This window comes from Trinickia symbiotica (assembly GCF_002934455.1).
GTDB classification, from domain to species: Bacteria; Pseudomonadota; Gammaproteobacteria; order Burkholderiales; family Burkholderiaceae; genus Trinickia; species Trinickia symbiotica.
In genome coordinates this window covers 1-26,913 of the sequence record NZ_PTIR01000011.1, presented here as the reverse complement: position 1 = coordinate 26,913, position 26,913 = coordinate 1, and the positions used below count along the sequence as shown (strand labels likewise).

The 26,913-nt window shown below is 59.5% G+C and carries 23 protein-coding genes and 1 pseudogene; 15 read left to right on the top strand and 9 right to left on the bottom strand.

What is annotated here, in order from left to right; all coding sequences use genetic code 11:
- Positions 1-171 precede the first annotated feature (171 nt).
- The 4 genes from B0G57_RS16635 to B0G57_RS16615 form a co-directional block, all read right to left on the bottom strand.
- A complete protein-coding gene (locus B0G57_RS16635) occupies positions 172-1,359 on the bottom strand; it encodes an SGNH/GDSL hydrolase family protein (RefSeq protein WP_018444225.1) in 1,188 nt (395 codons plus the stop codon).
- Positions 1,360-1,752: 393 nt separating this feature from the next.
- On the bottom strand, positions 1,753-2,274 hold the full coding sequence (locus B0G57_RS16630; RefSeq protein ID WP_018444226.1) for a nucleotidyl transferase AbiEii/AbiGii toxin family protein: 522 nt from the start codon (positions 2,272-2,274) through the stop codon (positions 1,753-1,755).
- Positions 2,271-2,885 carry a type IV toxin-antitoxin system AbiEi family antitoxin domain-containing protein gene (locus tag B0G57_RS16625; protein ID WP_018444227.1) on the bottom strand — a complete coding sequence of 205 codons (615 nt, stop codon included), beginning with the start codon at positions 2,883-2,885 and terminating at the stop codon, positions 2,271-2,273. Before B0G57_RS16625 ends, B0G57_RS16630 begins: the two co-directional genes overlap by 4 nt.
- 667 nt (positions 2,886-3,552) lie before the next feature.
- Complete coding sequence (locus B0G57_RS16615) at positions 3,553-4,890, bottom strand: alkyl/aryl-sulfatase (RefSeq protein WP_018444228.1); 1,338 nt, start codon at positions 4,888-4,890, stop codon at positions 3,553-3,555.
- Between the two features lie 150 nt (positions 4,891-5,040).
- Here B0G57_RS16615 and B0G57_RS16610 point away from each other — a divergent pair, with 150 nt between their 5' ends.
- Positions 5,041-5,739: a LysR family transcriptional regulator gene (locus tag B0G57_RS16610; protein ID WP_018444229.1), complete on the top strand. Its 699-nt coding sequence runs from the start codon at positions 5,041-5,043 to the stop codon at positions 5,737-5,739.
- On the top strand, positions 5,634-5,948 hold the full coding sequence (locus B0G57_RS32265; RefSeq protein ID WP_324603369.1) for a LysR substrate-binding domain-containing protein: 315 nt from the start codon (positions 5,634-5,636) through the stop codon (positions 5,946-5,948). The genes B0G57_RS16610 and B0G57_RS32265 overlap by 106 nt, the downstream gene beginning before the upstream one ends.
- A gap of 445 nt (positions 5,949-6,393) precedes the next feature.
- On the opposite strand, the gene B0G57_RS16600 is transcribed toward B0G57_RS32265, so the two are convergent.
- The 3 genes from B0G57_RS16600 to B0G57_RS16590 form a co-directional block, all read right to left on the bottom strand.
- A complete protein-coding gene (locus B0G57_RS16600) occupies positions 6,394-7,734 on the bottom strand; it encodes a 2-hydroxycarboxylate transporter family protein (RefSeq protein WP_018444231.1) in 1,341 nt (446 codons plus the stop codon).
- 131 nt (positions 7,735-7,865) lie between these two features.
- Positions 7,866-9,071 (bottom strand): CaiB/BaiF CoA transferase family protein, encoded by a 1,206-nt coding sequence (locus tag B0G57_RS16595; protein ID WP_026230334.1) that lies wholly within the window; start codon positions 9,069-9,071, stop codon positions 7,866-7,868.
- A 25-nt stretch (positions 9,072-9,096) separates the two neighbouring features.
- Positions 9,097-10,023: an HpcH/HpaI aldolase/citrate lyase family protein gene (locus B0G57_RS16590; protein ID WP_018444233.1), complete on the bottom strand. Its 927-nt coding sequence runs from the start codon at positions 10,021-10,023 to the stop codon at positions 9,097-9,099.
- A gap of 97 nt (positions 10,024-10,120) precedes the next feature.
- On the opposite strand from B0G57_RS16590, the gene B0G57_RS16585 reads away from it, so the two are divergent.
- A complete protein-coding gene (locus B0G57_RS16585) occupies positions 10,121-11,014 on the top strand; it encodes a LysR family transcriptional regulator (protein ID WP_018444234.1) in 894 nt (297 codons plus the stop codon).
- Between the two features lie 92 nt (positions 11,015-11,106).
- Here the strand turns inward: B0G57_RS16585 and B0G57_RS16580 are convergent, their stop codons facing one another.
- A complete protein-coding gene (locus B0G57_RS16580; RefSeq protein WP_026230335.1) occupies positions 11,107-11,889 on the bottom strand; it encodes a class I fructose-bisphosphate aldolase in 783 nt (260 codons plus the stop codon).
- 209 nt (positions 11,890-12,098) lie between these two features.
- Between B0G57_RS16580 and B0G57_RS16575 the strand changes: the two genes are divergently transcribed.
- The 11 genes from B0G57_RS16575 (at position 12,099) to B0G57_RS16525 (ending at position 25,541) form a co-directional block, all read left to right on the top strand.
- On the top strand, positions 12,099-12,872 hold the full coding sequence (locus B0G57_RS16575; protein ID WP_018444236.1) for a GntR family transcriptional regulator: 774 nt from the start codon (positions 12,099-12,101) through the stop codon (positions 12,870-12,872).
- A 59-nt stretch (positions 12,873-12,931) separates the two neighbouring features.
- Complete coding sequence (locus tag B0G57_RS16570; protein ID WP_018444237.1) at positions 12,932-14,278, top strand: ABC transporter substrate-binding protein; 1,347 nt, start codon at positions 12,932-12,934, stop codon at positions 14,276-14,278.
- A gap of 88 nt (positions 14,279-14,366) precedes the next feature.
- Positions 14,367-15,308, top strand: coding sequence for a carbohydrate ABC transporter permease (locus B0G57_RS16565; RefSeq protein ID WP_026230336.1), 942 nt, complete (start codon positions 14,367-14,369; stop codon positions 15,306-15,308).
- Entirely contained in the window at positions 15,308-16,132 is an 825-nt protein-coding gene (locus tag B0G57_RS16560; protein WP_026230337.1) for a carbohydrate ABC transporter permease, read from the top strand. The genes B0G57_RS16565 and B0G57_RS16560 overlap by 1 nt, the downstream gene beginning before the upstream one ends.
- Positions 16,133-16,167: 35 nt before the next feature.
- Positions 16,168-17,157, top strand: a complete 990-nt coding sequence (locus tag B0G57_RS16555) for an alcohol dehydrogenase catalytic domain-containing protein (RefSeq protein ID WP_018444240.1) — start codon at positions 16,168-16,170, stop codon at positions 17,155-17,157.
- 34 nt (positions 17,158-17,191) lie between these two features.
- The gene (locus B0G57_RS16550; RefSeq protein ID WP_223258694.1) at positions 17,192-18,637 is read left to right on the top strand and encodes an FGGY-family carbohydrate kinase; all 1,446 of its coding nucleotides are present in this window, start codon (positions 17,192-17,194) and stop codon (positions 18,635-18,637) included.
- 53 nt (positions 18,638-18,690) lie between these two features.
- Positions 18,691-19,827, top strand: a complete 1,137-nt coding sequence (locus tag B0G57_RS16545; RefSeq protein WP_018444242.1) for an ABC transporter ATP-binding protein — start codon at positions 18,691-18,693, stop codon at positions 19,825-19,827.
- Positions 19,828-19,873: 46 nt separating this feature from the next.
- Positions 19,874-21,589 carry a dihydroxyacetone kinase family protein gene (locus B0G57_RS16540; RefSeq protein WP_026230338.1) on the top strand — a complete coding sequence of 572 codons (1,716 nt, stop codon included), beginning with the start codon at positions 19,874-19,876 and terminating at the stop codon, positions 21,587-21,589.
- 253 nt (positions 21,590-21,842) lie between these two features.
- The gene (locus B0G57_RS16535) at positions 21,843-22,787 is read left to right on the top strand and encodes an ABC transporter substrate-binding protein (protein ID WP_018444244.1); all 945 of its coding nucleotides are present in this window, start codon (positions 21,843-21,845) and stop codon (positions 22,785-22,787) included.
- 193 nt (positions 22,788-22,980) lie between these two features.
- Positions 22,981-24,480: a sugar ABC transporter ATP-binding protein gene (locus tag B0G57_RS16530; RefSeq protein ID WP_189595342.1), complete on the top strand. Its 1,500-nt coding sequence runs from the start codon at positions 22,981-22,983 to the stop codon at positions 24,478-24,480.
- Between the two features lie 23 nt (positions 24,481-24,503).
- Positions 24,504-25,541, top strand: coding sequence for an ABC transporter permease subunit (locus B0G57_RS16525; RefSeq protein WP_026230340.1), 1,038 nt, complete (start codon positions 24,504-24,506; stop codon positions 25,539-25,541).
- Here B0G57_RS16525 and B0G57_RS32135 read toward each other — a convergent pair.
- The gene (locus B0G57_RS32135; protein ID WP_269845391.1) at positions 25,471-26,625 is read right to left on the bottom strand and encodes a porin; all 1,155 of its coding nucleotides are present in this window, start codon (positions 26,623-26,625) and stop codon (positions 25,471-25,473) included. The two genes, B0G57_RS16525 and B0G57_RS32135, sit on opposite strands and share 71 nt — an antisense overlap.
- 142 nt (positions 26,626-26,767) lie before the next feature.
- On the opposite strand from B0G57_RS32135, the pseudogene B0G57_RS16515 reads away from it, so the two are divergent.
- Positions 26,768-26,913 (top strand): annotated as a pseudogene (locus B0G57_RS16515) (IS66-like element accessory protein TnpA); the annotation flags it as partial.

The window sequence follows — 26,913 nt, the reverse complement described above, 5'->3', positions numbered from 1 at the left end:
TCAACTGGCGGGTAGCCGGAATTGATGTGCAACGGGGACTTCGCTCGGTGATCGCGTTGCGCCGGATGCCGAGTTCGAGCCGTCTTTTCGCATGGGGCGGAAATCAGCCAGGAAGGGACATTCACACTTTGCGCTTGAATGTCAGCTGGCGAGCCTATGCCAATTTCACAGCTATGCGCATTCGACCGAAAAAGGACCGTTGCGGCCGAACGCAAGCTTGGCGAACCGTTCGCCAATGCGACGATGCGTCGGCCCATCTGGGTGGAGTTGATCGGGAAGCGGCAGATCGGCGAAATCCCGTTGACCGTAGAGCTCAAGACCATCGAGATAGTGCAGATGTGGATCGTTTGTCGCACGCTGCAGCACGACGCGTCGCAACTCGTCTCGGATGATGGTCAGCGTTAGTTTCCCAGCCTTACGCTCGGCCGGATCGCCCGTCGCCCGAAACGACACCCGCCCTGTGGCCAGCGCACTAACATCGAACGCCCCAGGGCCAGGCGTATCTTCATGAATCGGGCAGTAGAGCGGCGAAATGATCAGCAATGGCGTGGTTGGATGGCCTTCGCGGATCGTGTCGAGGAAACCGTGCACCGCGGGCGTAAAGGCGCGCAGGCGCATTAGATCCGTGTTGACGAGGTTGATGCCGATTTTAAGGCTGATCAGGTCAGCAGGCGTGCCTCGTATGGTTCGAGCGGTAAAGGGATCGAGTAGAGCGCTGCCGCCTAAACCAAGATTTATCAGTTCCACGTCGCCGAGGGACGCGGCAAGAGCTGGCCAGATCGAGGTGGGGCTGTCTCCGCTGGAACCGTGACTGATGGAGCTGCCGTGGTGCAACCAGACCTTGCGACTGGAGTCGGCCTCAAGCTCAACGCAGGCATTGGCACGCAGCGTGACGAGTTCCGTGGTCTCATTGTGCGGCAACCAGATTTCGACTTTCTTGTCGTGGCTGGGCAGGTCGGCAAATCGGAGGGTAGCGATCGGGCCGGCCTCTTTGGAGGTTGTGCCGGCGGCCATGTTGATCGTCACAATGTCTCCACCGGCAGCGCTGTTCTGGCGGACAAGGTGACCGTCGATGAGCAGGTCATACACGCCGGCGGCCCTGGGCGGGACACCGGCATAGACGTACCGTGTCGGCAGGACATCAAGTTCAATATCCGTAGCCTGGGTGCGGAACGCCAGCCGCACGCCGGAGGGTTGCGATTCGGCCATCGCCAACTGAGGGTCAGTGCATTGAACGCGAGCCCAGGCGGGCAGACGGTGCGGCAATACTCCCCGTTCTGTCTGTTCGAGTTCAAGGGCGCCACGCAAAAGCTGCCCGCTGATGGGTGTCGCGACCCAACTGCAGTGGTCGTTCGTCATGGGATCGATGCCAGGTTAAGAGTAGAGATTTTATCCGGCCGACGGTGATCCTCCATCCATCAGCGCGTAACGGTCAGTCGTTGCATGTAATCGAACGACTCAATCGGGTCGGGCTGCGACCTAACAAGACGCCGGGCGTCGGGACGACACCGCCGCTCAGGGCCGGCCTGCCGCCCTTCGCGTCGCTCTCATATATATGCGCGAGCACGCGGTCCGTGCGTTTGGGCGTCTCGTTCAACCAGCATCAGTTCCTGCCTCGATGCGTTCGACCGGCACCAGTGCTTCGCCTCTCTTGAATTCAAGATACAGGGCGTTCCTGCATGTGATCGTCGAGGACTTGTTGGGCTCCGGTGAAGCTCATAGGCTCGGCCGTTTGAACGGGCGAGGCCGCGTTCAGCGCGCTTGAAGTCGCTGGAACTCATCGCGCATCCGCCCCACGACTTGGACAAGGTCCAAAGGCTGCAGGCGGTTCTTCTTCAGGAAGGCTGCCCACTGCTTCTGCTTCGTGGCGTCCTGCGCAAAGGCGTCGCTCAGGCCCGCGGGGATCGCTTCGGGGATGGTCAGCCTTCGCCGGGCGAACGTGGCTTGGAATGCGCGATGCAGTGCGGCAGGGTCCAAGCTCTCCTCGGTCAGCAACACCCAGAGATCGAAGTAATCCTTCATGCTGGTGTTGGCCATGCCCAGCAGGCACACTGCGTGAAACTTCTCTGCCACCACGGTGTACTTCGGATAGGCCCGCAGTTGTGGAGCCGGCAGATCGTCGAGCAGCACGGGGTAGTTGACGGATTCAGGTGCCGGCGTGACGGCATCACCGAAACCGATATCCACCTGCAGCGCAATGCGCGCGCCATCCAGCGAGGCATCCGCGTGCTGCTTCAGGCGGGCCCGGATGGAGGCGGCGAGGTTGCGGCTCATATAGTCACGCTCTCGAGATAGGGGCGCATGACATTGGTCACGCGGTTGACTGTCGCGTAGTGCCAGAGCGTGTCCATCGTGAGCCTGCGCTGCGACCAGCCATCGCGCAGCGCTTCCAGGGCTACGTCAAGGCCGATCTTGTTGCGGTACTTGAAGCAGTCCGCCACCGTCTTGGCCAAGTTAAATACGGGCACCTGTACGCCATCGATCTCCATGTGCTCGACGCCTTCGGTCAGGGCTTCGCCTGACATGCGCACCACGCGTAGGGCCGGCTGATCTAGGCGCGGCGTGGGTGTATGTGGGGGAATCGCCATCCAGACCTCGAAGGGGGCCTGTGTGCCGATGCCGTGAACGCGCAGTGCCGACAGCAGGCACACCACGCCGCGTGGCACGCGCAGTGCGGACTCGGCCAGAGATCGATGCTCGCTCGGGGCGCGCCCTTGCAGGCTGTAGACGCCGCGGGCGACGCGTTCCAGCTTGCCCGCCGCAACGAGCCGGCTGAGCACCATGGTCGGCAGCCCTTGTTCGACCAGATCGCGGGCGCGCAGCAGCGGCTGGCGCTCAGCGAGCGCCAGGACCGCTTGTTCGAGCGTCTTATCAGTGGAAGGCATCGTACCCGGAGTGTGTTGCATTTTTTAGTTGATTGCCAATAAAAGACTAGCCAATGAATCGCGGGAGCATGACGCTTGGCGGACGATCGGCACTCCGACGAGGCAGCAGTAGCTCTCTGAGAGGCGTTGAAGATGACGGTATCGACGACGGTAACGTTGCGCGGCGGCCTCGTGGCTGACTTCATACTCGACGTCGTGCATGTCAAAGACTTCACCAATCCGCACCGCCAGCATTTTGGCCTTCGTGATGACGCTCCTTGCTCGGGCCTTGCCCTCGCGCCAACAGCCAGTCGAAGCGCTCCAGTTCGGTCAACACTTGGGAGGTGGTAGCGGGCGACACCGTCGCCTGCTGTGCCAGTTCCGTGTCTTCGGTGGTCTTCCGGAGTTTCGGCAGAAGTCCTTCAACCTGCGACCATTCTCGTCGATCAGATCCGTCGAATAAGGCGCGTGTTCTTCTCGATCGCGACCATCCGAATCCGATTCGCTGGTGTCCACAAGAGTTTGAATCAGGGGCTGCCTCGAACCGCCACCCGACATTCAAGGGGTCTTTTGGGCTCGCATCGCGGTCGTGACGGTATCGCGGAGCGCATTCGAAAGAGGGTGACGGTGGACGGTATCGCGCCCACAAACCTACGCAGGGACGACGTCCTAGTTCTGTTAGCTGCTCTTATTTTGAGCCACCGGCTTGGAGGCCTTTCTCTAGGCTCTGCGCGACTGTCAGATAGTAATTGCGCGCCGTGGCATTCATCTGACGCCCGCCCAGTTCTCTAAGCGCGCGCACCTTTATTATGGTTGTCCGATTGCTCTGCGGTGCGATGGCAAGAACATAGTCGGCCTGCTCGGCGGCCCACTGAAACTCACCGACAGAAAGCGATGCTTCCGCGCCTTCCAACATTTTTTCTTTTCCACCTGCCAGCGCAATGACTTTTTCCGCTCGTTCCTTCTCGGTCAGCGGGAAGATATGCGTTGGGTTGCCGTCGAACCAACCAGCATTTTGCGAATAGATGCCGCGCACTGACCAAGCTACAGTGCCGTAATACTCTTGTAGATATGGGTGTTGCGCTAGCCGCGCTGGAAGTTTTACTTCCTGAACCAACTCATCTGGGGTCTTCCCCCTGCTGATCCCTTCCATGGTTTTGTCATAGACGAACTTGATACCGTCCCGATAAGCCGTGAGAGCGTCCCTGACTTTGTCCGCGCCGGCTAGTGTGCTCATATGGCCGGGAATGACATATTTGGCATTCAGAGCGATCAGCTTGTCTAGGCTGGCGACCCATTTGTCCGCCGGACGCGTGGGGAGTCCGCGAAGGGGGGCAATGTTGGGGAATGTCTTCAGAAATACGTCGCCAGCGATCAGTACCTTGCGGTCCGGCAGCCAGACGGAGATGTTTTCGTCAGCCTCGCCGGGGGTGAGGATGAGCTGCATCCGCACGCCGGCAATCGTCAGGCTTTGTTGCTCGCCGTCGAAGGTTTTCGTAGGCGGGAGAAAACCCTCGCGCGCGTGCGGCGTCTTCCTGCCGTATTCGAGCTGGGTGCCGGCATTGATGAACTGGTCGTCGGGCAGAGCGGTTCCGAATACATCGCCGCCATCGCGCCGGCCGCGTCCCGTGTCGGGTTTAGCCGAGACCAGCAATTGGTGGCTGTAGATCTCGGGCTTGTCATTGCCCGCGAATATCGTCGCACCGCCGGAATGGTCGGGGTGGTTGTGCGTGTAGATGATCGCACGCACAGGTCTGGTCATGCGATCCCCGAAGGCATTGATGATCGCTTGAGCATCGACCGGGTTGGCCGAGGTATCGACGATGATCGACCCGTTGTCGGCCTGGATCAGCGTGACGTTGCTGGCGGAGTAGCCGATGGCGGTGTACACGCCATCCGTTACTTCGACGACGCGCTTCCGAAATTCCTCGGAGTGCGCCTTCAGCTTCTCGCTCCCCGCGAATTCGTCAGGTGCGGCCACGCCATTTGTTGCAGTTAGCGTCGCTATGGTTGTGACTATCGCCATAAATGTCCTCATTCGACATGTCCACGTCTGTTGCATACGCGTCCTCATTCTTGGAATTGAGATCTTTAAGGCAACAGGATATCGTTGCCATAAATGAATTAACATTGTCAAAAATTGGAAGCCGCCTCTCAGTTATGAGAGGCATGCCGTATGGACCTGAACGCCACTCACATGTTCGTTACCGTCGTCCCGGCGGGTAGTCTTTCGGCGGCGGCGAGCCGTCTTGGAATCCCATTGCCAACGCTGAGCCGTCGGATACGGGAGCTGGAACGGCAGCTTATGGTGCAGTTGCTGGAGCGCTCGGCGCGAGGGGTGAGGCTGACTGATGCCGGAACAAAGCTGTACGAGCAGGCTAGTCGTGGCATCGAGGCGCTACTTGAGGCCGAGCAAGCCATCGTAAGCGATCAGGCGCAGTTGAAAGGGCGCTTACGGCTATCGTTCCCTCAGTCTTTTGAGCCATGGTGGGATTTGCTTGCGGCGTTCCAGCGCCGCTATCCGGACATCCAAGTCCACGTCTACTCAACTGAACGTCGGGTGGATTTAATCGAGGACGGCATCGACGTCGCCCTGCGTGTCGGCTCGATCGTTCACGAGGCTATGGTGGCGCGACACATCTTGTCCTATCGCCATGTTCTAGTAGCTAACCCGAAGCTAGTGGAGCGCCTCGGCGTGCCGGCACTACCCGACGAACTCTATCGGTTCCCGTGCGCTGTATGGATGTCGAGTGTCGATGCCCCGGCACGATGGGACTTGGCTGGGCATATCATCGAGCCAAAGGCCCTTCTGTCCACCAACGATTATCATCACTTGTGCGTGCGTGCGTGCGTGCGCTCGCTAATGATGTGCTAACTGAGTTGCCGCCTTTTCTAGCGGCTGCGCCTATTCAGGAGAAGCGCCTCGTGCAATTGCTGCCGCAGTTTCCGTTGCCCGAGCAGCCCATCAACCTCCTTTATCCATCCCATCGCCATCCCTCGACTATTGTTCGGACATACCTGACCTTCTGCCAGAACCATGTCCCGAAGATTCTTCATGCCTGCGACATCGGACGTCGGCCGTGAGCAAGGCAGGGCGGAATGGCGAGTTGACGTGCCGCATGATGACTCCTTCTGAAGTGGCATGCCTTACATATCGACGATCTCGCCGATACAGTCAGCGATGTTGACATTGCGCAACTTGAGGGCATTGCCTCGTGCCCCGGTTCAACATCCCTGCTGCAATCCACCAGCATCCTATACCGACGAGCAGCCCGTGAGCGAGGCGGAGCGGCTACGTTCCAAAGAACTGCGGGATTATAGAGCGCGAGGCCAATCGCCAAGGGGATGCCGCTCCATCTTGGGTAGCTAACCGACCGCCAGATTGTAATGGCGACGATGATTGCTGCGATGGCTAGCAACGAGCCAGCGCTGGCGTTGACGCGAAGTCTCTTCCCGCCGCTGGCTGACCAACCCATTTTTGGTTCGATCGGCGATTCCGCGCCGGACACTTGGGTGCGCCGCCTCATGCCTAACGCAAGTAAGCGAACACGGCCAGCGCGGTCATCACGGTAACGCCGCCGCCGATGCGCGTCGCGATCTGCGCGAACGGCATCAACTCCATTCGGTTGGCGGCTGTCAGGATCGCGACATCGCCGGTGCCGCCGAGGCCGCTATGCGTCGCGTTCACGATCGCCGCTTCCACGGGATACATCCCTACCATGCGTCCAACGAAGAATCCGGTCGCAGTCAGCGCAAGCACCGTCGACACAGCCGTCACGATATTGATCCACTGAAACGCGGTGACAATTTCGCCCCACGGTGTCATCGCGACGCTGATGGCGAACATCAGCGGATAGGTGACGGCCGTCGAGAAGAAGCCATACATGAAGCGTGCCCCGCCGCGCACGCGCGGCGACACCACCTGAAAGCACTGCGCCGCGACCACGAGCACCAGCATGACGACCGGAGCGGGCCAGCCGAACAGTTGATGGCTCAGCACGCCGAGCAGATAGAGCGTGATCGCCGTCGCACCCGCTGCGGCGACCGAACTCACATCGAATTCGAACGAAGGCGCGGCCGCGTGGGCGGTGTCCTCAGCCGATCCGGCGATGGTGAGTTGGCCATTCCCGGTCAGACTGGGCTTGCGTGCGCCGAGGTAGCTCAGCAGACCCGCGCAGCAGATTGCAGCGATGTTACCGAGCATGACGGCCGAGAGCACCTGCGCAAAGAGCGGTCCTCGTTCGACACCCAGAATCTGCGCATAGCCCGCGGAGAGCGGAAGCGCGCCCTCGCCGACACCGCCCGCCATGATCGGCACGACGACGAAGAAAAGCGCGTGCTTTGCTTGCATGCCGAGCGCAACGCCCACGCCAGTCCCCACGAGGGCCGCGACCACGGAGCCGCTCGCAACCGGAATGAAAATGCGCACGAAGCCTTTAATCAACGTCTGCCGGTCCATGCTGAGTACGCTGCCCACAATGATCGCCGCGATGAAGAGATAGAGGAAATTGGAACTCTTCGTGAAGTCGGTGACCGCCTTGACGACTGGCGCGGGCATCAGCTTGTAGTAGACGAGCATCGACGGAATGAACGCTGCGAAAATCGATGCCGCGCCGATGTGGCGAATCCACGGAATGCGTTTTGCGAGTTCGGCGCATGCGAAACCGCCGACCGCCACCAGCGCAATACCGGTGGGCAGGTCCGAAGCGAGCTTGCCCTTTAGCGTCATCGCGGCGAGCACGGCCAATAGCGCTAAAAACACCGGTACGGGCAGCGCGCCGACGCGCGTGTCGAACAGGCCCCACCAGCGCTCCGTCAGCGATTTAGGATGGGCGTGTGCCCGTGTTGGTTGAGTCGTCGCTGATTCCATACGTCTGTCTCCGTTCGATTTGTTCATGCGCGTCCGTCAGACCAGCAGCAACAGCGCCCGCCGTAGACCACCGGGCCGATCAGAAAAGTCGCACGCGTGCGCGGGTAGATCGAACGGCATCGCGTATCTCCTCACAACACCGCGCGCTTCGCGCGCAGCGACTCGATCGCGTCGTCCGTCCAGCCGAACTCGCGCAAAAGCGCATCGGAGTGCTGGCCGAATGCGGGCGCGGCTGCGGGATCGCGTCCAGGCGTTGTGCCGAATCGAATCGGATGCTTGATGCCGCGATAGGTGCCGATGCCCGGATAGTCGAAGCGGGTCACCATGTCTTCCGCCAACACTTGCGGGTCGTCGAACATATCTTCGACACTGCGCGCGGCCGCACAGGGTACGGCGTCGCCGAAGTGCGCTTCCCATTCGAGCGCGGTGCGCGCCTGAAGTGCAGCGTGCAACTGCGGAATGATTTCGTCGCAATGCAGTGCGCGCTTGCGTACCGAGTCATAGCGTTCGTTCTGCGCCAGCGATGCTAGGCCGGTCTTCTCGCAGAGCGATTGCCAGAAATGCGGCGTGTTGGCCGAAATGTACAGATAGCCTTCGCGTGTCGGATGGATGCCGGTGATGCCGCCAGAGCGCATGTCGCGGCTGATGTCCTTCGGTTCGCCCTCGGCCCAGATCATGCGAGCCGATTGCATCGCCAGCGCGCTGCGCAACAGTGATACGCCGACATATTGTCCGGCGCCGCTACGCTCGCGCTCGAAGAGCGCCGACGACACACCCGCCGCCACGAGGGCGGCAGCGTAGTAGTCGACCACCGATCCGTACAGTATCTCGGGCGGTCCGCCGCGCTTGCCTTGCAGCGTGCACATACCCGTCATCGTTTGCAGCACCTGATCGTATCCCGCCTTGTCCTTGTTCGGGCCGGTGTCGCCGTAGCCGGTCACCGCGCAATAGATCAGGCGCGGATTGACCGCGCGCAACTGCTCATAGGCGATACCGAGCCGCTCGGGCACGCTCGGGCGAAAGTTGTGGATAAGCACATCGGCGGCTTCAACAAGGCGCATCAGCACCGCGAGCGCCTCCGGCTGCTTGAGATCGAGCACGAGGCCACGCTTGCCGCGATTCACGCCGAGGAATGCGCGGCTTTCTGCTTCGAGCGTCGACGGATATTTGCGCAGATTGTCGCCCGTGGGCGGTTCGATTTTGATGACGTCGGCGCCCTGATCGGCGAGCAGCGTGCATCCGTACGGGCCGGCGATATAAGCGCTCAGATCGAGCACGCGCACGCCCGTGAGCGGGTCCGCGCTCGCGGCACTGGCGTGATTGGCCGATGCTTGCATGAAATTCTCCTTCCGTTCGAGTGAGTCAGCGTGCTTGCGCATCGCAGATTTCGGCATGCGCGCTTGCGAGTGCGAGGCGCTGTTCGCCCGTCAGCAAGCCGAGCCGCTGTGCCTGGGCGATGAGCGCGCGTGCGCGTTCGATGAAAGGAGGATCGATCATGCGGCCGTCGACCACATAGGCGGCGATGCCCTTCGCGTCAGCGTCGCGCGCCGCCTCGACGACACGCACCGCATGCGCGATGTCTTCGTCAGAGGGGCGAAAGACCTCGTTCGCGAGCGCGATCTGGCGCGGGTGAATGCAACTCTTGCCGAGAAAGCCCATCGATCGCGCGAGTTGCGCCTCGGCGCGGAAGCCGGCTTCGTCCTTGATATTGGCGAATGCGGAGTCGTAGGCGAAGACGCCGGCTTCGCCCGCCGCGATACGCAACCCGAACATGGCCTGCTGGACTGCGGCCACGTCACCGCGACCGACGCCGAGCGGCTCGAACAGATCGCCGAGACCCAGTTGCAGCCCCGCCACGCGCGGATGGGCGCTCGCCAGTTCGGCTGCGTGGCGAAACGCTTTCGGCGACTCTATGTTAAGCAGCAGTTTTATGGGCCGGCTGATGGTGTTCGCCCGCTCCGCCCGCTCAATCGCCGATGCGGCCGCACGAACGTCATCGACCGTCTCGGGCTTCGGAAGATTGATGTATTCCAGGCCTTGCTGAACCACGGCGTCAATGTCGGCGGCGAAATGCGGCGTGTCCAACGCATTCACGCGAACGATCAGCACTTTCGTATGGCCGGCAATCTCGTTCGAGCGCAGCAGTTCGCAAAGCGCATCGCGCGCCTGCTGCTTGCGTTCGGCGGCGACTGAATCCTCCAGATCAAAGGACAGCGCATCGGCGGCGCTCGCGAACGCCTTGGCAAAAAGCTCCGGACGCGATGCCGGCACGAAGAGCTTGCTTCTCATGTCTCCAGTCCTTCTATGTCTGGAAAGGAGTCTAAGACTGTTATGGATTTAGATGAACTATCTACGTCTATCTTCAAATAATAGATAAACTATCTTCATGGACATCGATTTTCTCGCCAATCTGCTGCTCGTGGTCGATAGCGGTTCAATGGCCGAAGCGGCGCGTCGTATCGGTGTGACGCCGGCGGCCGTCGCCCAGCAGATTCAAGCGCTCGAGCGCGAACTGGGCGTGTCGCTTTTCGTGCGCGCCGGGCGCACGGTCATTCCCACGGAAGCCGGGCATCGCGTGATCGACAAGGCGCGGGGACTCGTGCGTGAATGCTCGGAACTCAAGGCCTTCGCGCTGGAAGGCGAAGCGGCGGGTGAGTTGCGGATCGGCACGATTACCACGGCGCTCCTAAGCCTCTTGCCTGACGTGCTTGCAAACTTCGCGGCTGCGTTTCCTCGAGCCAAGGTACTGATCCGTGCAGGGACGTCGATGGAGTTGTACGAGACGCTGCAGCGCGGAGACCTCGATGTGGCGATCTGCCTTCATCCGGCATTTGCGCTCCCCAAGGCTTATGACTGGCATCTGTTGCGCGAGGAGCCGATTGTCGTGCTGGCGCCCTTGCGAATGAAGGATGAGGAACCGCACGAATTGCTGCGCCGCGAGCCATTTATTCGCTATGACCGTTCGCTCGGCGGCGGCAAGCAAGCTGATCAATACCTCCGCGCGGCGAAAATCGTTCCGCACGAGTTGTTCGAACTGAATTCGCTGACGGCCATCGCGATGATGGTCGACCGTGGGCTCGGGGTGTCGCTCGTACCGGACATCATCTCGCCTTTGACAGCGGGGCTCGCCATCGCAAGGATGGTACTACCGAGCAAGACTGAACCGCGGCGCTTTGGTGTGCTTTGGCACAGGGCATCGCCTCGCGCACGTTTGATCAACGGGCTTCTTGAATGCGCCGAGCATGTATTGGCGCGAGAAGGAGAACGCAGGAAACGTTGATGCCGAGTGGGAGTGATGCGTACGCGGAACTGAAACCGGCGCAGCGCTCGATCAGGAGGCTGCGCGAGTTCGAGCATCTTTGGCGGCAGAGCTCAGTCGTTGAACTTTTGCGCGCGGGTCAACTTGGCCACTTCGGACAGGACCTGCAGACCCTCGGCGCGTTCCCGCTGCCAGATGTTGCGGCCAACGATCACGCCGCGCGCGCCCGAACGAATGGTCTGCGCGACCGCATCGATCGTGTCGGCAGGGGTGCCAGTCAGCGGGCCGCCTGCGATGACCAGCGGTACTTTCAATTCGTCGACGAGACGTTTGGTGCGCTCTTCGCCGGGGAATGCAATCTTGATGACGTGCGCGCCCAAATCGTAAGCAATGCGCGCGACCTTCTCTTCCTGCTTGATGACTTCCTCGGTACGCGGCGCACCTATGATGACCGGTTCGAGCACGAGCGGGATCTCCCAGCGATTGCACTCGTTTACCACTTGCCCGACGCGCGTGCACATGGCGACTTGTTCAGCACGAGACATGTTCCAGGGGAACAACATTTTGACTGCGTCGACGCCCATACGAACAGCTTCTTCCACATTGGTGATCAGGCCGTGTGAGCCGCCGCCATCCAGGTTCCGGTAGTCGTAGTAGGTGTCGATCGTCAGAACCCGCGTGAGATGAGGGTGAGCTGCAAAGTACCGCGCAGTTTGACGTACTTGGCCCGGCGTCATCATGAAGCCGGTCACGTCGCTCTCGCCCCACGCGGCAAACGGCGCGGACGGCGTCTCGAGGCCTTCGATGCGGTCAAAAATAAGGCCGTGATCGACCGGCATGATGATCGCCACACGGTTACTGGGCAGCGTACGACGAAGGCGGTATTCCATAGACATAAGAGCGTCCCTAGCGAAGATTTGGGTGCGAAAGCTAAATCGAAGCGACCCAGTTGGAAAAGTGTACGTGTTGTACGTACAAGACGTACCGTATGATACACACGAACAGAACGTACAAAAGTAGGTGAGAACCCCATCTTCTTTTTCGATTTCGCGACGCCTATACTCGCCTCCATCTTGTACGTACAACACCTACATCACGAACCGATATGAAAGCCGTTACTCCGCTTGCGCCGGGAATCGACCGCTCATCGCCGGTTCCCTACTATTTGCAGCTCTCGCAATTGCTGGAGCAAGCGATCGATCGCGGCGACTATGCGCCCGGCGACCGGCTGCCCTCTGAAAGCGATCTTTGCCGTGACTACGAGTTGGCACGCTCGACGGTGCGCGAGATGCTTCGACATCTGGCGGACCAAGGCAGGATCAAAATGGTGCCGCGCCGGGGGGCTTTCGTGGCGGACCAGGCGCAATCCGGCTGGACGTTACAAGTTGCTGAGGGCTTCTTTGAAGTGGAAGTTGAACAGCACCGTTCGGTGGAAACGAAGGTTCTCGAAGCTGAGCGATGCATCTTGCCGGATCACGTTGCGCAAGCGCTGGATCTCAAATCGGGTAGCGGTGGCTTCAAGTTGGCTCGACTGCGCCGACTCGACGGTGAGCTGGCGCTGTACTCGGTCAACTATATGTTGCTGGAAATCGAAAGCGTCCTGCGCTCCAGCGAAGCGTTGACCGGCGGTGCCTCGCTCAACCGCACCCTGAGGGCGGCAGGTTACGACGTGACCCGTGCTCGCCGTGGCGTCGAGGCAGTAGCGGCGACTGAGCCGTTGTCCGCTCTGCTAGAGGTGCCAGCTGGCTCACCGCTGCTGCTCGTGACCTCCGTCTCGTGGGGCGCCGACGGCAAGCCTTTTGATTTCTATACGTCATGGCTGCGCAGTGACGTCGTGAAGGTGACGGTAGACGCGCAGGCAGGTTTGAACAACGACTAAGGTCCAACGTACTACGCCGAACAGACCGGCGTACCCGCCCAATAAATTAGGAGTACTAAATGAAATACTCGGCTCGACTGCGCTTGCTCGCTGTGCAAACCGGCCTCATTGCTTCTTTGGGATTGGGATTTGCAACGCTTGCATACAGCGAAACCATACTGACAGTTGCGCTCGCCGCCAACCCGCAAATGCAGACCGCGGCGAAGCTTATCGGCAACTTCGAGAAGAAATACCCGGATATCAAGGTTCGCTTTCAGACGCTTCCGGAAAATCAGCTGCGTCCCGCCGTGCTGAAGGACGTCGCAACGAAGTCCGGCCAATACGACGTGGTGATGATCGGCGCGTATGAAGTGCCGCTGTGGGCACAGAAGGGCTGGATCGTCGACCTCAGTCAGTACGCTAAGGCGGACACCGCCTGGAACGAAGGGGATCTTCTGAGGCCGATCCGCAATCTGGTTTCCTATAAGGGAAATCTGTTCGCGACGCCGTTTTACGGTTCGTCTTCATTCATGTTTTATCGGAAGGACCTGTTTGCAAAAGCTGGTCTGACAATGCCCGAGACACCTACTTGGAATCAGGTTGCTCAGTTTGCGGCGAAGCTGGACGACAAGAAGGCTGGTGTCTCCGGCATCTGTCTTCGCGGCGTTCCCGGCTGGGGCCAAAACCTCGCATCGCTCACCACCGTAATCAACACATTCGGCGGTCGCTGGTTCGATCAAAAGTGGCAGCCCGCACTTTCCGAACCCGAATCGAAAGCCGCTATCAATTTCTACGTGAACTTGATTCGCCAGCACGGCCAACCGGACGCGGCGAAAGACGGCTGGCAGGAGTGTCTGCAGCTGTTCTCGCAAGGTCATGCGGCGATGTGGTACGACGACACCGTCTTTGCAGGCCCGGTGCTCGATCAAGCGGGTCCGGGCGTGAAGGACAACGTCGGCTTTGCGATGGCCCCGGTGAAGGCAACAAAGGCTTCGGGCTGGTTGTGGGCGTGGGGTCTGTCGATTCCTACCACGAGTAAGAACCGGGACGCAGCATGGAAGCTGATCTCGTGGCTCACGAGCCAGGAATACATCAAGTTGGCAGGCGAAAAAGCCGGTTGGGGCCAAGTGCCGCCCGGTTCGCGGACTTCGACTTACCAGATTCCCGAATATAAGAAGGCCGTTGCGTCGTTCGGCGACTTGACGCTCCAGTCGATCAATTCGGCCGACCCGCTGCGTCCCACGATCGAGCCGGTTCCGTACTCGGGTGTTCAATACGTAGATATCCCGGAGTTCGAGCAAATCGGCGACTTCACGTCACAGCAAATCTCAGGTGCGATTAGCGGACAAGTGACGGTTGATGAGGCCATCAATGCATCCCAGAAGAAGATGACCGACATCATGCAAGACGCCGGTTACATCAAATAACCACGAGCGGAAGCTGATGTGGTAATCGCCGGTGCGAATAGCGCTCAAGTACGCTCGGCACCGGCGGAAACAAACTGGGAAGATGCTCATGGCTTACTCAAGTGCAAATGCTGTCCCGACCGACGAGACTCGTGCGGTAGGGCGCAACAAGCAGCAACAGCGAAAGGCCTGGTTGCGCAGAGCTCCATTGTTACCGGCGGTGATCGTCGTGGTCGCCGTCACGCAAGCTCCATTTTTTATCACGGCTTTCTATAGCCTGTTTCGCTGGAATCTGGTGTCTACAAGTGCGAAGCGATTCGTCGGCTTGAACAACTACATCGACGCCATTTCGGATCCGGTGTTCCTGAAGGCGATCGCGAACACAGCGTTCATGACGATCAGTATCGTCGTCGGCGCGATTGTTGTCGGAACGCTGCTCGCGCTTGGATTGCACCGCACTTTTCGGGGCCGTGCAATTGCTAGAACGCTGGCGATCACGCCTTTCTTCGTCATGCCTGTTGCAGCGGCGCTGTTTTGGAAGGCCGGTCTTTTTGATCCGACTTTCGGATTGCTCGGATGGTCGACGTCGGCGCTGGGCCTAGGGAAGCTCAATTGGGTCAGCGAATATCCGCGCTTATCGATCATCATCTTGACCGCTTGGCAGTGGGCCTCGTTCGCTCTTCTCATTCTGCTGGCAGGGATGCAATCGTTCCCGGTCGAAGTGACGGAAGCCGCATCAATTGACGGGGCGGGTCGTTGGCTCACCTTCCGACGGTTAATGCTGCCTCACCTGCGCCCTTTCTTCGAGCTGACTGCGCTCCTCGCATCGATGTACGTTCTTGAGAACTTTGCGGCCATTGCGACGCTGACGGCAGGTGGCCCAGCCTACGCGACGACCAATCTTTCGTACTACGTCTATCTTGAAGCTTTCAGCGCATTCGATCTCGGTCAGGCATCCGCTTACGGCGTCATAACCCTCGCGATCGCGATCGCCCTTGTGATGCCGATGCTTAAAGTCGTCGCTGGGATCTTCCGTGCTGGGGGCCGATAATGAGCCGCAAGACTATAAGCGCTTCTTTCGACATCCTTTTGAGTGTTCTGACGTGGGGCGGTGCGCTCACAATGTTCGCGCCGATTGCATGGATGGTGCTGACGAGCTTCAAGACGGAACAGGACGCGGTGAGCTCTCCGCCGCTGCTGATCTTCCGCCCGACGCTGGAGCACTATGCGCGCATTTTCGACAACGATTTCCTCGACTTCGCTCTGCATTCGGTGATTGCAACTGGCGTCTCCACGGCGATTGTGATCTGCTTGGCAGTGCCCGCGGCATACGCATTATGTGTGCGACCGGTCGAAAAATGGCGCGATGTGCTCTTCTTTTTGATCTCCACGAAGATGATGCCGGTTGCGGCTGGCATCGTCCCGATCTACCTTGTGGCGCAAAGCCTGGGATTGTTGAATTCGGTCTCGCTCCTCGTCATCGTATACACGTCGATGAACTTGCCCCTTGCTGTGTGGATGATTCGATCTTTCATGATCGAGATTCCAGTCGAAATTTTTGAGGCGGTTCGCGTCGACGGCGCGGGCTTCTTCCGGGAACTCCTGCTGGTGGTGGTCCCGCTCATCATGCCTGGACTCGCGTCAACAGCGTTGTTGTGCGGCATTTTTGCATGGAACGAGTTCTTCCTTGCTGTGAATTTGACGACGACGTCAAGCACCCTTCCTGTTTTCTTGCAGAAGTTCCTGAGCTTCGGACAGTTGTACACGGCACAAGTCGCGGCTGTCGCGGTGCTGCTCAATATTCCGGTCGTGGCAGCTGGTTGGCTCGCTCAAAAGAGCCTGACGCGAGGTCTGACATTTGGGGCGGTCCGATAAACGCCATAACTGAATACATCCATTGAGGTTGAGCAATGCGTGCCGTCCGTATTGAAAGTAACCACAAGATTGACGTCATCGAGCTTCCTGCGCCGATTGCCAAGGATAGGGAAATTGTTGTCCGACCGGTCGCATGCGGAATCTGCGGAACGGACCTTCATATTTGCCAGCACGGCTTTCCTGGAACCAATTATCCGGTCACGCCTGGTCACGAGTTCGCTGGCCACGTTGTCGCGGCCGGCCGTGAAGTCAAGGGAATCAAGGAAGGCGATTTTGTCGCGGTCAACCCCAACGTTTCGTGCGGCGCGTGCGAATGGTGCAAGGAGGGCAAGCCTCATCTTTGCAACGCGCTCACCCCCATCGGAGTAGGGCGCCCAGGTGCCGCCGCTGAACAGGTCGTGGTTCCGGGACAGAACGCTCATGTGGTTCGAGAGAGCATCGGTTACGGAGTGGCCGCTCTGATAGAACCGCTCGCCTGTGCGCTGCACGCGGTTGAATCATCGCAAGGCGTCAGGGATCGGCGAGTGCTCGTGATCGGTGCAGGGACTATGGGATTGCTCACTTCGATCATCGCACGGCACCACGGCGCGGCGGAAGTAACGGTGATTGATCCGAACCAGGGCAAGCACCCGATCGCCGTGGACGTCGGTGCGCACAAAGTTGCGACGCCTGAACAGCTCGGCGACGAGCGATATGAAGTCGTTTTTGAAGCCGCTGGCGCGATGCCGGCCTTGCGCATGGCTCTCAACCACATCCGCAAGACGGGCGTGTTGGTGCAGGTAGGCGTCCACAACGTCGAGGCAATTGTTGAAGTCAATCCGTTCACGATTTACGAGCACGAGTTACGCATCATTGGGTCGAACTCTTTGGCCAACCAATTCCCTGCAGCGGTAGATCTGATGTACGACATTGCGCAACCCGCCGGCAAGCTCATCGGCGAGACGTACTCAGTGTGGGATTTTGGTGCGGCCGTCCAGAAAATGGCATCGAGCAGCGCGGTCAAAACGCAACTGCGCTTCGACTAATCGTGACATTTGCCGCCTTGAGCTAGGAACGAGAGTGAGCGCGACCGTGACTCCTGCAATGGACGTCCTTCTATGTGGGATTGACTTGGGCTCGACCAATCTGAAAGTCATATTGGTCGATGGTCAGGCACAGACGCTCTGGACCAAAGCCATCCCGGTCCCACGGGTTATGCAAGGCTTTGGGCCAGTAACAGACGCGATGGTCCTGGTTGAGAAACTTGAGCAGCTAGTGATTGAGGGCTGGCAAGCTGTTGGTACAAAGGTGCCCTTGACCGCAATTTCCGTCACTGGCGTTGGCGAAGACGGGTTGGCGGTCGGACGAGATCTGCGTCCGCTGGATCTTGCCATTCCTTGGTTTGATCGGCGGGCCGAGCAAGAGGCTCGAACGTTACGAGAGTTGACCGGAGACGACATTCGAGCTGGGCTACCGATCGATTACTCGCGTACTGCAGCGAAATGGTCGTGGCTGCGCGCGAACCGCGCGAATGCAATGCGGGAGGCAAGCTTCTGGATCGCCTTGACTGACTATCCGACTGTCTGGTGGGGCCAAACTCCGTTCATGAGTCAGACGCTTGCTGCACGCACAGCGTGCTATGACGTCTTTTCCCGTACATGGATTTCTGGCTTGCTCGAAGCCAGTGGTGCGCCAGATCTGCCAAAGGTTGTGACAGCAGGCACTGTTATTGGTACCGTCGCTACAGGCTGCCTGCTGAAAAGCGGGGCCGCTACTCAGTCCACGCTTCTGGTTGCGGGCGGCCATGATCACCCAATTGCCGCCTCGGCCGTAAGGCGTTTGAAGCAGCACGCGATGATTGATTCGCTCGGGACAGCGAACTTGGTCTACGACGAGGTTCCTGCGCTTGAGCCGCATGGCGACCCCTACGTCGCCTTCTCGGTTCCTGCCTTGGGTACTCCGGGAGTAGCGTGCCTTGGTGTGTTCGAATTCGCGGCGTCGATCGAGCCGTTCCGCGCATCAGACTCCGGTGCGTCGTTACGAGCGTTCCTCGCCAGTTCCCGCGCGCGGGGGGCGCCGAGTGCATTACCCGATATCCGAGAGGCGATAGATCGTGCAATCCGGCGTCAAACAGACATTATGGGCACGGCTGATCCTCAACAGTTGCGGGCGACTCTTGAAGCAGCGTGTTTCTACGCCAAGTGTATGCGCCAAGCGATTCAAAAGGCTGGGGCGGCAGCAAGCCCAATCTACGCCGTGGGAGGATGGGCCCGTTCGGATGCGCTGCTACAACTGCGGGCAAGCATCTTCGGAGAGTCTGTATTCGCAGTGGAAGAAGATGAGTTGACCGCGCTAGGCGTTGCGCTCGTTGCGCGAGATGCGCTGGGACCGAGCCTTATATGCGAGCCGTTTTCAAGAAAGTCCCGCGTCGTTCAGCCGGTTCCCGAATGGCAAGACGCTTACGAACGACTCCATGCTGGTGCCACGCGGTTCATTAGCGAGAGCAAGGGAGCGCCAGCCGAATAATGGCTCGGGATGACGGCTGAAGATTGGGCCGGTTGCAATTTTAGGAGACTATCGTGGCTGTCGTCGAATTGCGGAACATTAAGAAGTCGTTTGCAGGCGTTGACGCTGTCGACGCGCTCAACCTCACGACGAAAGATGGCGAGTTTATCGTTATCGTCGGACCATCCGGTTGTGGCAAATCGACGACCATGCGAATGATTGCTGGCCTTGAAGAGGTGTCGTCCGGAAAGATTCTTATCGATGGTGCGGACGTGACCGAATTGTCGCCGACCGAGCGTGATGTCGCGATGGTCTTCCAGAACTATGCGTTGTACCCGCATCTGACCGTCTACGACAACATCGCCTTCTGCCTCCAGGTGCGGAAATGGTCGAAAGAGCGTATCGGCCAGCGTGTTCGGCAAGTCGCGGAATCGCTTGCGCTGTCGCAGTATCTGGATCGCAAGCCCGCCGCACTTTCGGGCGGACAACGTCAGCGCGTCGCCTTGGGTCGAGCGATCGTGCGAGAGCCGCGCATCTTCATCATGGACGAACCGCTTTCCAATCTCGATGCCAAACTGCGCGTCGATATGCGCGGCGAAATCATTAAACTGTGCCGTCGTCTAAAAGTCACAACTTTCTATGTTACTCACGATCAGCTGGAAGCGCTGACAATGGGGCATCGCGTCGTTGTCATGCGCAACGGCGTTGCGCAGCAGATCGACACGCCGCAGCGCATTTACGACGAACCAGTCAATAAGTTCGTTGCGAGCTTCATTGGTAGTCCGGCCATGAATTTCTTGTATGCGACGTCGGAGGAGAATGGCAAAGTCTTGCGTGGTCCCGGCTTCGAATTACGTACGTCGGATCGTCTTGCCAAAGCTCTTGCGCGCTCCGACTCGCACAAAATGATTGCCGGTATCAGGCCGGAGCATCTATTTCCGGCAGAAGCAGGACCGCTGGAAGGTTGTGGTTGGGTGCGCGGCAAGATCGAACTCATCGAGCCGCTTGGCTCACAGGTCATGATTCAGGTTTCAACTGGCAGCGCGATCGTCATGGCTCAGTTTGAGCGACAGCCTGGTCTAGAACTGGGACAGTCGATCACCCTCAAGCACAAGGAGGACACGCCGCATGCCTTCAACCCGGAAGGCGAGCGCTCTTTCCTCGCCGAGATCGCTGAAGAAGACCGGGCCTCGCTGGTCCGTGCCGCCTAACTACCCGTTACGCCCGACTGAACGTCACTGATCCTCAAAGGTTGCCATGAAAAAGCTCCTCAACAACCCGTCCGACGTAGTACGGCAGATGCTTGAAGGCATTGCACGCCAGGCGCCCGGTGTGGCCATTCTTGGCCAAGAGAACGTTCTTGTCCGCAGAGATCTACAAGAAGTTTCCAGTCGTCCGGTCTCGATCATTTCGGGCGGTGGAAGCGGCCATGAACCCGCACATGGTGGATACGTTGGCGCGGGAATGTTGAGTGCGGCAGTGTGCGGGGAAGTGTTCACGTCTCCCTCAACAGACGCGGTGCTCGCGGCCATCCGCGCAACTGCGGGTCCGCAGGGTGCGCTGCTCATCGTCAAAAATTACACCGGCGATCGGTTGAACTTTGGCCTCGCAGCGGAGCTTGCGCGCGGAGAAGGCATCCCCGTAGAGGTGGTGATTGTCGCCGATGACGTCTCGTTGCGCCGGCACACGACGCGCGATCGTCGACGCGGCATTGCCGGGACTGTACTCGTGCACAAGATTGCTGGCGCCGCAGCGGCCGAAGGTCAGTCGCTCGAGCAAGTTGCTGCAGCTGCACGCGGGGCAGCGGCCGATCTTGGAACGATGGGCGTTGCGCTCGACGGCTGTACGCTGCCTGGCTCGCAGACGTCGGGATTCACCCTTGCGGACAATGAAATCGAGCTTGGTTTGGGGATACACGGCGAAAAGGGTGTTGAGCGCACCGTACCGCTGCCTGCCGACAAGCTTGTCGATGTGCTGATTTCCAATATCGTCGATGATATGGAGATCTCACAGCGGGAGCAGGTCGCGCTGCTCATCAACGGGCTTGGTGCCACCACTCAAATGGAGCTCGACGTCGTTCTTCGCGCTGCATACGAGCTGCTGAACAAGCGTGGGATCATCGTCGAACGGGCGTGGTCGGGAACGTTACTTTCGGCGCTCAACATGCCGGGCTGCTCAATTTCGATTCTCCGCGTTGACGGCGCACGGCTCAAGTTGCTCGATGCGGCGACCGACGCGCACGCGTGGCCGCGCGGCGGTCAGGTAAATCGAAGTATTCGTATCGAATCGCCAGCCAAGGGGCGCGAGGCGGCTAACGTAAATTGCGGCGAGAGTGGGCAGCGTTGGGCGGCCGTTCTCAGACCCGCACTAGTAGCCGTTGCAGAGGCGCTGCGCGAAAACGAGCCTCGTCTGACCGAGCTCGACTCTATTGCTGGTGACGGCGATCTCGGGATGAGCATGAAGCGGGCCGCTGAGGCGATCATGGCTATACCCGAGAGCGCGCTTTCGTCACCCAGCGATGGACTTGCCGCCCTCAGCGCTGCACTGCGTCGCGCGATCGCGGGGAGCTCAGGCCCGTTCTACGCGACGGCGCTCGCTCGTGCCTCACGTCGCCTCGGCGAGGTCGATCAACCGAGTGCGAGTGATTGGGCTCAAGCCTTCGAAGACGCTGTCCAAGCAATCAGTGATCTAGGCGGAGCAAAAGCTGGAGATCGCACAATGCTTGATGCGCTCATACCCGCAGTCACGACATTCCAGCAAAAACTGCATGCGGGGGAACCGGCAGCGCGGGCATGGCGTTCCGCCGTCGCCTCGGCGGAGGATGGCACTCAGCAGACTGCGAACATGAAACCGCGTGCCGGCCGAGCCAGCTACCTCGGAGAACGGGCGGTCGGTTCGCCAGACGGTGGCGCAGTCGCCGTGACGTGCTGGCTTCGAGCGTTGCAGTCGGCAATTTCTGCGAATTGCAAGTAAGCCAGTTTAACGGCTGACGGCGCGTTCAATCTTCAACTCGTTAGGTTTGGTCTGCGAGTTACGCGCGCAGCCGAAGTTCATCTGCATGGCAATTTGGGGGCAGGGTTGGAATCGCTCGAGATTCTGAAAATCAGTTTGTTGTTGGAGTCATACGCGCGGCTGACCGCCGGTAGCCACTTAAATTAATGCGATTGGCAGAGCCGTAGCTCGTCCAAGCCAATTGTTGACACTTGTTGGTCTTTAGGAGACGAATATGTTGAAAACGAAGATTGTCGTCGCGAGCGTTGCAATTGCCTTTGGCATTGCGTCAAGCGGTGCTCACGCTGACGAAAGAAAGCTTACCTCCATCGGCGCGACGGTCGGCTCGCTTGGAAATCCTTATCTGACATTGCTCGTCCAAGGGGCGGAAGATAAGGCAAAACAGATCAACCCGAACGTTAAGCTGACCGCCGTCTCCGCGGACTACGATTTGAATAAGCAGTTCACTCAGATTGACAACTTCATTTCGGCACATGTCGACATGATTTTTCTCAATTCGGTAGACCCGAAGGCCATCGAACCGGCGGTCAGGAAGGCGCGCGCTGCCGGAATCGTAGTCATGGCGGTCGATGTCGCATCTGCTGGCGCAAACGCTACGGTTCAGACCAACAATGTTCAAGCAGGAGAGCTCGCTTGCGACTACATCGTGAAGAAGTTGGGCGGGAAGGGCGCGATGATCATCGAAAATGGGCCCCAGGTCTCATCCATCGTTGACCGGGTAAAAGGCTGCAAGTCTGTGCTCGCGAAGGCGCCGGGTATTAAAGTTCTCAGCGACGATCAAGATGGCAAAGCGTCGAGAGAAGGGGGGATGAACGTCATGCAGGGCTATCTGACGCGCTACCCCAAGCTGGATGCAGTCTTCGCAATCAACGATCCTCAGGCAATCGGTAGCGACTTAGCTGCGAAGCAGCTTCACCGAAGCGGTATCGTCATAACGTCCGTTGACGGTTCTCCCGAGGTCGAAGCAGCGTTGAAATCCGATTCGCTCATCCAGGCATCGGCCAGTCAAGATCCATACTTGATGGCTCAGAAGGCGATTTCTATCGGCTACGACATCATGAATGGGAAGGCTCCCGCGCGCGAGATGACGCTGATGCCTTCGACGCTGGTCACTCGTGAGAACGTCGGTAGTTACAAAGGGTGGACCGCGCCACGATAAGCCGCTTGAACATATCAGCGAGTCATCTCTCCGTCCTGTCCGATGGAAGAGGGAGTCGTCATCTACTGTTCGAGTTGGCTTACCCAACGTGTCGCCATAGCAGACCTTCGCAGTGCGTCGGCACAAAAAAGAGATGATCATGTTGATTTCGCAATCCCCGGTTCGTTCGCGAAAGAGTACGCCATTGCTACAAATGCGAGGCATCAGCAAGACGTTTCCCGGTGTGCGTGCGCTGAACGATGTGCGTCTTTCAGTCTATCCCGGCGAAGTGCATTCGCTGATGGGCGAAAACGGCGCGGGCAAATCCACGCTCATGAAGATTCTGTCCGGAGCGTATCAGGCCGATGCGGGCGGCGAGATTCTAATCGATGGCCAGCCCACCGCCATCGCCGGACCTCTTGCCGCTCGCTCGCTCGGCATCTCGGTGATCTATCAGGAATTGAGTCTCGCACCGAATCTGTCCGTCGCGGAGAACATTTACGCAGGGCGCGAACTGCGGCGCGGCAGGCTCGTCGATCGCGCGGGCATGGAGCGCGGCTGCGAGGACGTGTTGAAGCGCCTCGGCGCGCCGTTCAAACCGCATACGCTGGTTGGCGATCTGTCGATCGCGGAACGGCAACTCGTCGAAATCGCGCGCGCCGTGCACGCCAACGCGCGCATCCTCGTGATGGACGAGCCGACGACGCCGCTATCGTCGCGCGAAACCGGCCGGCTTTTCGAGCTCGTGCGCCAGTTACGTTCGGAAGGTATCGCGATCATCTACATCAGTCACCGGATGGCCGAGATTTACGAATTGAGCGATCGTGTCTCCGTGCTGCGCGACGGCTCGTACATCGGCACGCTGATGCGCGACGAACTCTCCGCCGAAAGCCTCGTCAAGATGATGGTCGGCCGCGATATCTCCGGCTTCTACAAGAAGGAGCACGCGCGCTACGATCCTGGCAACGTCGTGCTGTCCGTGCGCGATATCGCCGACGACAATTGCGTGAAAGGTTGCAGCCTCGATCTGCACAAGGGCGAAGTGCTCGGCATCGCTGGACTCGTCGGCGCGGGGCGCACGGAACTGGCGCGCCTTATCTTCGGCGCGGCAGAAAAGACGCGCGGCGAAGTGTCGATGCACGGCAAGCCCTTGCGACTGCGCACGCCGCGCGACGCCATCGACGCGGGCCTCGTCTATCTCACCGAAGACCGCAAGGGACAAGGTCTGTTCCTCGACATGAGCGTTCGCGACAACATCAACATCACGGTTGCCGGACGCGACGCGAAGATGGGCGTGATGGATTTGCCGCGCGGCAACACGCGCGCCACGGACGCAATCGCCGCGCTGAGCATTCGCGTGCCGAACATGCGCGTCCATGTCGGCGCGCTGTCGGGCGGCAATCAGCAGAAGGTGCTGCTGTCGCGGCTGCTCGAAACGAAGCCGGAAGTGCTGATCCTCGACGAGCCTACGCGCGGCGTCGATATCGGCGCGAAGTCAGAGATTTATCGAATCATCAACGACCTGGCGCGCTCGGGCGTGGGCGTGATCGTCATTTCGAGCGAACTGCCGGAAGTGATCGGCGTGGCGGACCGCGTGCTAGTGATGCGCGAAGGCGAAATCGCGGGCGAACTCGGCGGCCATTCAGGCAAGCCGATTTCACAGGAAGCAATTATCGAACTGGCGACGGGCTCGAAGGCCGAGCCGTTGGCTTGACGAAAGCATATCTGGAAAGAGACATGGCTAACGCGTCGAAACATCACGAAACGGGCAGTGCACCCATTGCGAAGGCGGAGGGCACGGCGCAGCGCAAGACGCGCATCGAGCACAAGGAACGAATGCAGGCGCTGATGCGAACGGCGGGCATGCTGCCGGTGCTGATCCTCTTGTGCACCGGGTTCGGCATTCTGACGGACGGTTTTTTCAGCATCCAAAATCTGTCGATCATTACGCAGCAGGCCTCGATCAACATCGTGCTCGCGGCGGGCATGACCTTCGTGATTCTGACGGGCGGCATCGATCTTTCGGTCGGCTCGGTGCTGTCGGCGGCGGCCGTCACAGCGCTGCTGGCCTCGAACATTTCGGGCCTCGGCTGGCTCGGCCTTCCGGCAGCGCTCGCGGTTGGGCTCGGCTTCGGCGTCATCAACGGCCTGCTGATCGCACTGCTCAAGCTGCCGCCTTTCATTGTGACGCTCGGCTCGCTCACCGCAGTGCGTGGCATCGCACGACTCATCGGGCACGACACGACCATCTTCAATCCGCAGCTCTCATTCGCCTTTATCGGCAACGACACGCTGTTCGGCGTGCCATGGCTCGTCATCATCGCGCTCGCCGTAGTCATCGTCTCGTGGTTCATTCTGCGCCGCACCGTGCTAGGCCTGCGCATCTATTCGGTCGGAGGCAATCCGGAAGCGGCGCGCTTGTCTGGCATCAACGTATGGGGCATTGAGCTCTTCGTCTACGCGATCTCCGGCCTGCTCGCTGGAGTCGGCGCAGTGATGTCAGCGGCACGTCTCTACGCGGCGAACGGCCTTCAACTCGGGCAGTCCTATGAACTCGACGCCATCGCTGCCGTGATTCTCGGCGGCACGAGTTTCGTCGGCGGTGTGGGCTCGATCGTCGGGACGCTGGTGGGCGCACTGATCATCGCGGTGCTATCTAACGGTCTGGTGCTGTTCGGCGTGTCGGATATTTGGCAGTACATCGTCAAGGGGCTCGTGATCGTCGGTGCGGTGACGCTGGATCGTTATCGTCAACGCGGTTCCGCTCGTTCCTAGCGCCGAACACCCATGAGGGTTCGTCGGCGCAGTCTGAACAGGATGCCACCGAAATCGCCGCGTTGATATCTGCTACAAGGCGAATAGCGCGAGTGATATTCGCCATCGTGTGGCCGACCACTTCCATGTGAGTTGAACCCAACTGCACCGTCGACGAGGAACTGCGGATCAGTGCTCGGATCTCCTTTGCTGCCTTGGACGAGCGTTGAGCGAGTGTGCGAACCTCGCCGGCAACCACGGCGAAGCCGCGCCCAGACTCGCCGGCGCGCGCCGCTTCAACCGCCGCGTTTAGGGCGAGAATGTTGGTTTGGAACGCGATAGCCTCGATCAATGTCATGATTTCGGAAATTTTCGCGGAACCGTCCCTGATGTCATTCATCGTCGCTAGCATTCGAGCGGTTGCGCCATCGCCTTCGTGTGCGGCTTGCAAGGCTTCGGAGGCCAGTCGCGTCGCTTCGCGCGCGTGCTCGGCGTTCTGACGGTTTGAATCCACCTTCCCGTTCGTCGATACATTCGTATAGGTTTCGCCAACCGCGGCACGCAACGCGGGCGTGATGCGGTAGCGCAGACTCGCTTCCGCGTTCTGGTACGTCTGATACTGGCTCGCGGGCGTCAGTTCAAAGCGGGTGTTCGTGTACATGAGCCCGACGCTGGCATTACCGATGTCGTACAGTCCGCCCGCGCCGTAAATGCGCTGCCGGCTGATACCTTTGAGAAACGTGAAGTAGTTGTCGGATGGAATCGCGCCTGTCGTGTCGGTGGCCGGATGATCGAGCATCACGTAAGCCGCACCCAGATGCAACGGACCATTCGCGTAGGTCGCGCCGACGCTGTATGAACGGTTCGTAGCGAAATTGCCCGGATTGCCCGACAGCGCATACATCCTGTTAATCTGAAGACCGCTGGGAGAGTCTGTTTGCGCATGGTGCTTTTCCTCTTGGAGTTGGACTTGCTGTTGAAAATCGGCATGCGACGAGCCAGAAGCTGCCGTACGGGCTCGGCACGCTTCTGGGGATTCGCAAAAAATGCGGGCAAAAAGGGGCCTCGGACGCCGCGCTGAACGCGGCGCCTCAATTGCCAGCAACGAGGTAATACCGGGGCGTTTCTAGGTAGTGTTTTGGCTAGCCGCAGTCGCTCGACCGTAAGCGCGAATTTAAGCGCACCTAGAATCGGAAGCTGAACGAGCGCAGGCTTGCGTCCGCAACTACAACTTGCGGACGCAACCGATGACACAGAACGAAGTTGATTTCCTTCCCCTGCGGGTGACCGGCGTGACGGCGGCAGGCAAGCGCAAGTTTGACGCTGAGGGTAAGCGCAAGCTGATTGACGCCTGCCTGCAGCCGGGCGCGTCAATTGCCGGACTGGCGTTGAA

Excerpts from the sequence above, each read along its gene's own strand:
- B0G57_RS16565 (WP_026230336.1), top strand. The coding sequence starts at position 14,367 with ATGGCTTACTCAAGTGCAAATGCTGTCCCGACCGACGAGACTCGTGCG.
- B0G57_RS16595 (WP_026230334.1), bottom strand. The coding sequence starts at position 9,071 with ATGCAAGCATCGGCCAATCACGCCAGTGCCGCGAGCGCGGACCCGCTC.
- B0G57_RS16575 (WP_018444236.1), top strand. The coding sequence starts at position 12,099 with ATGAAAGCCGTTACTCCGCTTGCGCCGGGAATCGACCGCTCATCGCCG.
- B0G57_RS16580 (WP_026230335.1), bottom strand. The coding sequence starts at position 11,889 with ATGTCTATGGAATACCGCCTTCGTCGTACGCTGCCCAGTAACCGTGTG.
- B0G57_RS16555 (WP_018444240.1), top strand. The coding sequence starts at position 16,168 with ATGCGTGCCGTCCGTATTGAAAGTAACCACAAGATTGACGTCATCGAG.
- B0G57_RS16615 (WP_018444228.1), bottom strand. The coding sequence starts at position 4,890 with ATGGCGATAGTCACAACCATAGCGACGCTAACTGCAACAAATGGCGTG.
- B0G57_RS16585 (WP_018444234.1), top strand. The coding sequence starts at position 10,121 with ATGGACATCGATTTTCTCGCCAATCTGCTGCTCGTGGTCGATAGCGGT.
- B0G57_RS16535 (WP_018444244.1), top strand. The coding sequence starts at position 21,843 with ATGTTGAAAACGAAGATTGTCGTCGCGAGCGTTGCAATTGCCTTTGGC.
- B0G57_RS16560 (WP_026230337.1), top strand. The coding sequence starts at position 15,308 with ATGAGCCGCAAGACTATAAGCGCTTCTTTCGACATCCTTTTGAGTGTT.
- B0G57_RS16630 (WP_018444226.1), bottom strand. The coding sequence starts at position 2,274 with ATGAGCCGCAACCTCGCCGCCTCCATCCGGGCCCGCCTGAAGCAGCAC.
- B0G57_RS32265 (WP_324603369.1), top strand. The coding sequence starts at position 5,634 with ATGGGACTTGGCTGGGCATATCATCGAGCCAAAGGCCCTTCTGTCCAC.
- B0G57_RS16625 (WP_018444227.1), bottom strand. The coding sequence starts at position 2,885 with ATGCCTTCCACTGATAAGACGCTCGAACAAGCGGTCCTGGCGCTCGCT.
- B0G57_RS16635 (WP_018444225.1), bottom strand. The coding sequence starts at position 1,359 with ATGACGAACGACCACTGCAGTTGGGTCGCGACACCCATCAGCGGGCAG.
- B0G57_RS16590 (WP_018444233.1), bottom strand. The coding sequence starts at position 10,023 with ATGAGAAGCAAGCTCTTCGTGCCGGCATCGCGTCCGGAGCTTTTTGCC.
- B0G57_RS16540 (WP_026230338.1), top strand. The coding sequence starts at position 19,874 with ATGAAAAAGCTCCTCAACAACCCGTCCGACGTAGTACGGCAGATGCTT.
- B0G57_RS16525 (WP_026230340.1), top strand. The coding sequence starts at position 24,504 with ATGGCTAACGCGTCGAAACATCACGAAACGGGCAGTGCACCCATTGCG.
- B0G57_RS16570 (WP_018444237.1), top strand. The coding sequence starts at position 12,932 with ATGAAATACTCGGCTCGACTGCGCTTGCTCGCTGTGCAAACCGGCCTC.
- B0G57_RS16530 (WP_189595342.1), top strand. The coding sequence starts at position 22,981 with ATGCGAGGCATCAGCAAGACGTTTCCCGGTGTGCGTGCGCTGAACGAT.
- B0G57_RS16610 (WP_018444229.1), top strand. The coding sequence starts at position 5,041 with ATGGACCTGAACGCCACTCACATGTTCGTTACCGTCGTCCCGGCGGGT.
- B0G57_RS16600 (WP_018444231.1), bottom strand. The coding sequence starts at position 7,734 with ATGGAATCAGCGACGACTCAACCAACACGGGCACACGCCCATCCTAAA.